General features: G+C 31.9%; 3 protein-coding genes. All 3 read left to right on the top strand.

The window, feature by feature from the left end; genetic code table 11:
* Positions 1–200: 200 nt before the first annotated feature.
* The 3 genes from yknW (at position 201) to AC3WTB_RS12995 (ending at position 6249) form a co-directional block, all read left to right on the top strand.
* Positions 201–821, top strand: a complete 621-nt coding sequence (gene yknW / locus AC3WTB_RS13005) for a YknW family membrane protein (RefSeq protein WP_064497640.1) — start codon at positions 201–203, stop codon at positions 819–821.
* A gap of 56 nt (positions 822–877) precedes the next feature.
* Positions 878–5293: a non-ribosomal peptide synthetase family protein gene (locus AC3WTB_RS13000; RefSeq protein ID WP_492333797.1), complete on the top strand. Its 4416-nt coding sequence runs from the start codon at positions 878–880 to the stop codon at positions 5291–5293.
* 230 nt (positions 5294–5523) lie between these two features.
* A complete protein-coding gene (locus AC3WTB_RS12995; RefSeq protein WP_099663472.1) occupies positions 5524–6249 on the top strand; it encodes a DsbA family oxidoreductase in 726 nt (241 codons plus the stop codon).
* The last annotated feature ends 60 nt before the right edge of the window (positions 6250–6309 follow it).

Here is a 6309-nt window from a genome sequence, read left to right as displayed (position 1 = left end):
GTACCAATAAACGAAATCTTCTCACGTCCAACAATTAAAGAATTATCAGAATACGTTCAAAAGACAGACGAAAAGACATATCTTCCAACGATTGAACGTGTGGAACGTAAGAAATATTATCCTAGCTCATCTCATCAAAGAAGCACTTAAAAAAGAATTAATTGGTTGAAGCCAAAAACAATTTATTGAGAGGAAATAATATGAAAAAGAAAGTTAATGAAATTGAGAGAACACAAAAACCATCACTTTTAAAAATGATTACAAATCCAACTGTACAATTAAATGAAATAAGAAAAAGACCTACTGTCTGGTGGCCTTTGAATATAATAATTATCTTGAATCTTGTATCTTTATATTTTCGAATTTCATATTCAGATAATAAAACTAAAGAGATAGAAGAACTAATACCTTTTATGGTATTAGTTCTTGCTGGATTAATTATTTTTATTTTCATAGCACCAGCTATTATGTATTTCATATCTAAAATTTTTAAGGGACAGAGTAATTATCACCAAATGCTATCGATGTTTATATATATAAGCTTAATAGGCGTTATAGGCGATATTGTTAACACTATTATCATAATAGTTTTTCAAACTAGTCCATATATGCAAATAACCTCTTTAAGTAGTTTTATTAACTCATCCCCTCCAATAGAAAATCTACTTAAAAAAATAGAGTTATTCACCATATGGTCATTTGTACTGTTTGCAATAGGTTTTCAACAAGTATCAGGTCTTTCAAAGAAAGCTTCTTGGATATCCTCCTTACTTTTATTTGCAATTTTTACTTTGTTTGAGTGGATGTTAAGTTCTCAATAAATAGAGTAAAAAAATTTAACGTTAATCAATTATTACAGGAGAGGAGTTTGGAAGATATGAATAACAAAAACACAGAGAATCATAGTCAAGAAGAGAGAGCTGATTCTGTTCAAATTATCCAAGAAGAAATAATGCCACTTTCATATGCTCAACAGCGCATTTGGTTTCTGGATCAACTAGTTCCTAACAGTTCATTATATAATCTTCCACTTTTATTAAATATAAAAGGCGAACTTTGCATTGATCTATGGGAGAACAGTTTAATTAGTATCATTAAACAACACGAGATATTAAGGACAACTTTTAAAGAAGTGAATGGTGAGATATGTCAAGTTATTAGTGATAGTGTAAATTGGAATATGGATTTTAAGGATTTAAGTTGTTTCAATAATAAAGAAGATGAAGTAAAAAGTCTAATTAATAAAAAATTTAATAAACCATTTGATTTAACAAAAGGTCCACTAATTCGTGCAACATTAATTCAAAAAGAGAAAAATAATTATGTTTTTCTCTTGAATATGCATCATATTATTTCCGACGGATGGTCACTTAATATTATCATGCAAAAATTAAAGCAGAATTATTTAACTTTAAAAAAAGGAAAACAATTAAAACTTCCTCACCTCTCTATACAGTATGCAGATTACGCAGTCTGGCAACATAAATATCTAAATGAGAAGATGTTTGAAAAGAAAATTACTTATTGGAAGAATAAATTAAGGGGGATTAAACCATTAATTTCACTACCTATAGATCATTCAAGACCAGCGATACAAACATATAGAGGAGGGATGCATACAATTAATTTGCCCGTTAATTTGATGAACAAATTAAATGAAATCAGCAAAAAAGAAGGAGTCACGTTATTTATGACTTTATTAACTGGTTTCAAATTACTGTTGTTTCGTTATACAGGCCAAGAAGATATAGTAATCGGAAGTCCAGTTGCAGGACGAGAGATACCTGAAACTGAAGAACTAATAGGGTGTTTTATTAATACCCTGGTTTTTCGTACAAATGTGTCAGGGGAGCTTACATTTAAACAACTATTAAATCGTGTAAACAAAACTTCTCTTGAAGCATTTTCAAATCGAGAGATCCCGTTTGAGAAGCTAGTTGAAAAATTGCAAATAAAAAGAAGCTTAAGCCACTCGCCTCTAATCCAAGTTATGTTTACTTTGCAAAATATTCAACTTGATTATCTCTCAATGGATGATATAAGAATTGAGCCTCTGGATATTGAAGTCAATTCGTCTATGTCAAAGTTTGATTTGAGTCTAACAATGAGTGAATCAAAAAAAGGGCTTATTTGTACATTCGAGTATAATAAAGATTTATTTGAGAAAAGTACCATTATTCAAATGATGAAACATTTTGAAAACATTTTAAATGAAATCGTAAATTCGATAGAAGTTCCAATAAACAGTATATCTCTAGTTCAAAAAGATCTGGTGCAGAAAAATGATATCTATAATAAATGTGATTTATCTAGTTCAGCTAATCAATCATTTTTAAAGTTATTCACAGATCAAGCAAATTCATTTCCTAAACAAATTGCAATTTCATCTGATAACCAATCAATAACGTATAAAGATTTAAATGAAAATTCAAGCAAATTTGCTAATTATTTGAAAAAATATGGCGTGGGTTCAGAAGATATTATAGGAGTATGTGTTGAAAGATCGATTAACATGGTAATTTGTATTCTAGGAATCCTTAAAGCTGGAGGTTGCTTTGTTCCAATAGATCCATCATTTCCAAAAGAAAGAATAAGATATATTATAGAAGATTCAAGGACATCCTTAATAATAACCAATAAACAGTTTAGTGAAAATTTTGCATTTGATAATAGTAAAATTATTTATCTAGATGAAGAATCTGACTTAATCAAAAATGAAAATAAAGAAGCATCAATTAATTTAATTAATGAAAACCAATTAGCCTATGTGATATATACTTCAGGATCTACTGGAAATCCTAAAGGGGTTATGGTGGAACATAAATCATTAAATAACTTTATTAATGCAGTGTCACAAGTTGTCAACTTTAAAAGAAATAAACCTATTTTAGCAGTAACAACAATATCCTTTGATATTTTTATGTTAGAGATATTATTACCTTTAACTATAGGTCAGCATATAATTTTAGCAAGTGAAAAAGAACTTTCTGATGCAGAATCATTAACAAATCTTATAAAAAAATATGATGTAAAAATGATGCAAACTACTCCTTCTCGATATAGGTTATTCTTACAAAATAAATCTTTAGCTTCTAGTTTAATGAATCTTTCGGAAATAATGGTGGGAGGAGAAGCTCTAACTAAAGAGTTATTGGAAGGATTGCGAAGCAACTCAAACGCTCAAATTTTCAATATGTATGGACCGACTGAAACTACAATTTGGTCAGCGATTAAAGATGTTACCCACGGTAATATTTCTATAGGAAAGCCAATCTCAAATACTCAAATGTATATTTTAGATTCTTCCCTACAATTACAGCCAATAGGTGTAGTCGGTGATTTATTTATATCTGGCGACGGTGTAGCTCGAGGTTATTTAAACAAACCAGAATTAACAAAACAGCGATTTTTTAAAGACCATTTTAAAAATAAGGATTTGATGTATAAAACGGGTGATTTGGCTAAGCTCCTTCCAAATGGGGAAATTCAATTTATTGGAAGGGAGGATGACCAAGTTAAGGTTCGTGGATATCGTATTGAATTAGGAGAAATTGAAGCAGCTATCAGAAAAAATGAATCGATTGAGGAGATAATCATTTTAACAAATGAAGACCATCAAGAGGAAGATATTTTAATAGGTTATTATATTGAAAAGAAAGGTAGCAATATTTCCTCAATAGAACTTAAAGATTATGTTTCGAAATTTTTGCCTAATTATATGGTACCTTCCTATTTAATTAAATTAGATTCTATCCCAATCACCCCGAATGGGAAATTGAATAAAAAAGCATTGCCTCTTCCTAGAGAAATAGAAAAAACATTCATAAACGGTTATACACCACCGAGAAATAATAAAGAAAAAGTAATACTACACCATTGGAAAGATGTTTTGGGCGAAAATAAGATATCTATTTATGATGACTTCTTCGAGATTGGTGGACATTCACTGAGTGCAAATAAACTTATTTTTAAATTGCGTGAAGAGTTTAACATCCATATTCCACTCCGCATTTTATTTGAGTATCCTACAATAGCAGGTATGGCAGAAAATATTGAAAGCTTAAATGTAATTGGTGAGGAAGAGTTTGAAAAACATCAATTAGAGTATCTATTGAATGAAGTCTCATTAGATTCATCTATACAACCAACTGAGCCATTTGAAAATAAAGATACTTCTTACATAGATAATGTTTTTTTAACAGGTGCAACCGGTTTCTTAGGTGCTTTTTTGTTACGTGATCTACTAAAGATGAGTTCTGCAAAAATTTATTGTTTAGTGCGCGCCAATTCAACAGAGTCAGGTTTTTTGCGTATTCAAAATGCATTAAAGAAGTATGAAATTTGGAATGAAAAATTTAAAGATCGTATTATTCCAATTGTAGGTGATTTATCAAGGCCATTATTAGGGCTAACGGAAGAAAAATTTCTCAAATTGGCAAGTGATATTAGTGTTATTTACCATAATGGAGCGCTTGTTAATTTTATTTATCCGTACGATGCTTTAAAGAAATCAAATGTTTTAGGTACGGAAGAAATTCTAAGGCTCGCCTGTCTTAAAAAAATTAAACCAGTTCATTTTATCTCGACAATATATGTTTTTTCTAATTCTGAAGAAGGTAGCACAGAATTTATAAATGAAGAACATATGCCAACCCCTGAGCATCTAGGGGGATCTATTGGGTACACAGAGAGTAAGTGGGTTGCAGAAAATATAATTCAAATTGCACGCAAACGTGGCATACCTGTATCAATTTATCGCTGTGGTCGCTTAACAGGAGATCTGCAAACAGGTGCATGTCAAAAAAATGATCTGATATGGAGAATTATTGCAGGCTGTATTGAGATGAAGATGGCACCCACAGAGTTAGGGAAATTGAATTTAGTGCCAGTGAATTATGCAAGTAAATCGATTGTAAAAATATCTATATCTGAAGAAATGGGTGGTAATTTCCATATATATAATTCGGAATCGCTTGATTTTGATGATGTTATTACAGTTATAGAAAAAGAAGGATTTAAATTAAAAAGAAAGAGTATGAAAAAATGGTTGGATACGGTCAATAAAGAAAAAGAAGGATCTATTGAAGCACTCAGCAGTTTTTTAATGGATTCAAAATCAGATAAAGGTTCTATAATTTTCGATAGTAATCAGACAAATGAAATCCTTCAAAAAATTTCTATGGATTTGCCTAAAGTAGATGTTTATATTTTCAGAAGAATTTTGGGTTATTTCATAAGAAATAATTATTTTACAGATATTCCATCAAATGAGAATAAAACAATCAATAGGTGACAATGTTTCAACATTTGAGGTAAAGAAAAAGCCAACATTTCTTCTTTTCTAGAAGCTCTATTTTAAAAAAGTGATACAATATGAATTTCATGTTTGATATGACCTTTCCTTGCCTAGAAGGAAAGGTTTTTTTCGTCTAAAAGGCATACAGTATCTTGACATAAGTGAAGAGATGTAACTATAATAGTTACATCTTTGAAGAAAAAGTGCAGCACGGAAGGAAGATGAACATGAAAGTACAAATTTGGTCAGATATCGCCTGTCCTTTTTGTTATATAGGAAAAAAACAGCTGGAAACAGCGCTAGAACAATTTCCAGAGAAGGAACAGGTAGAGATAGAGTTTAAAAGCTTTGAGCTTGATCCGCACGCACCTGTTGATGTCGATCATGACGTTCACGATATGCTCGTCAAAAAATATGGCATGAGCCGCAGCCAGGCCATGGCGATGAATGAGCAGGTGAAGCAGGCCGGTAAAGAGAAAGGAATCGATTTTCAATTCGATCCGCTCGTGTTGACAAACACCTTTGATGCCCACCGATTGGCGCAATATGCTGGTCAAAAGGGGAAAGGTGATTTCGTCATGGGAGAGCTGTTTCAAGCGTATTTTACAGACGGAAAGCATGTTGGTGACCGTCAAACTCTTTTAGACATTGCAGAAAAAGCAGGTCTTGACTTAAAGGAAGTAGAGCAAGCTCTTGACAGCGAGGAATTTGCAGATCATGTACGAGAAGATGAAAAAGAAGCGAGACAGCTTGGTATTAATGCCGTACCATTTTTCTTAATCAATAACAAATATTCAGTGGCAGGTGCACAGTCAGCAGATACGTTCCTGCGCGCACTTGAAACAGCTTGGACAGAGGAAGCAGCTCAAGCAGAGAAAGCTGCTGACAATGCGTTTGAAGCAGCATGTGCAGATGGCGTATGTGCGGTGCCTTCCCCTAAAGAAGAGGCGTAATAGATATGTTCCCTATCTTTTTATAAGATGGGGATTTTTTATTGATTCATGATGAATGAG

The sequence above is a fragment of the Bacillus sp. EB106-04-04-XG123 genome (assembly GCF_058791855.1).
Note: the sequence above shows the minus strand (reverse complement) of the source record. Positions and strands in the feature narration are given on the sequence as shown.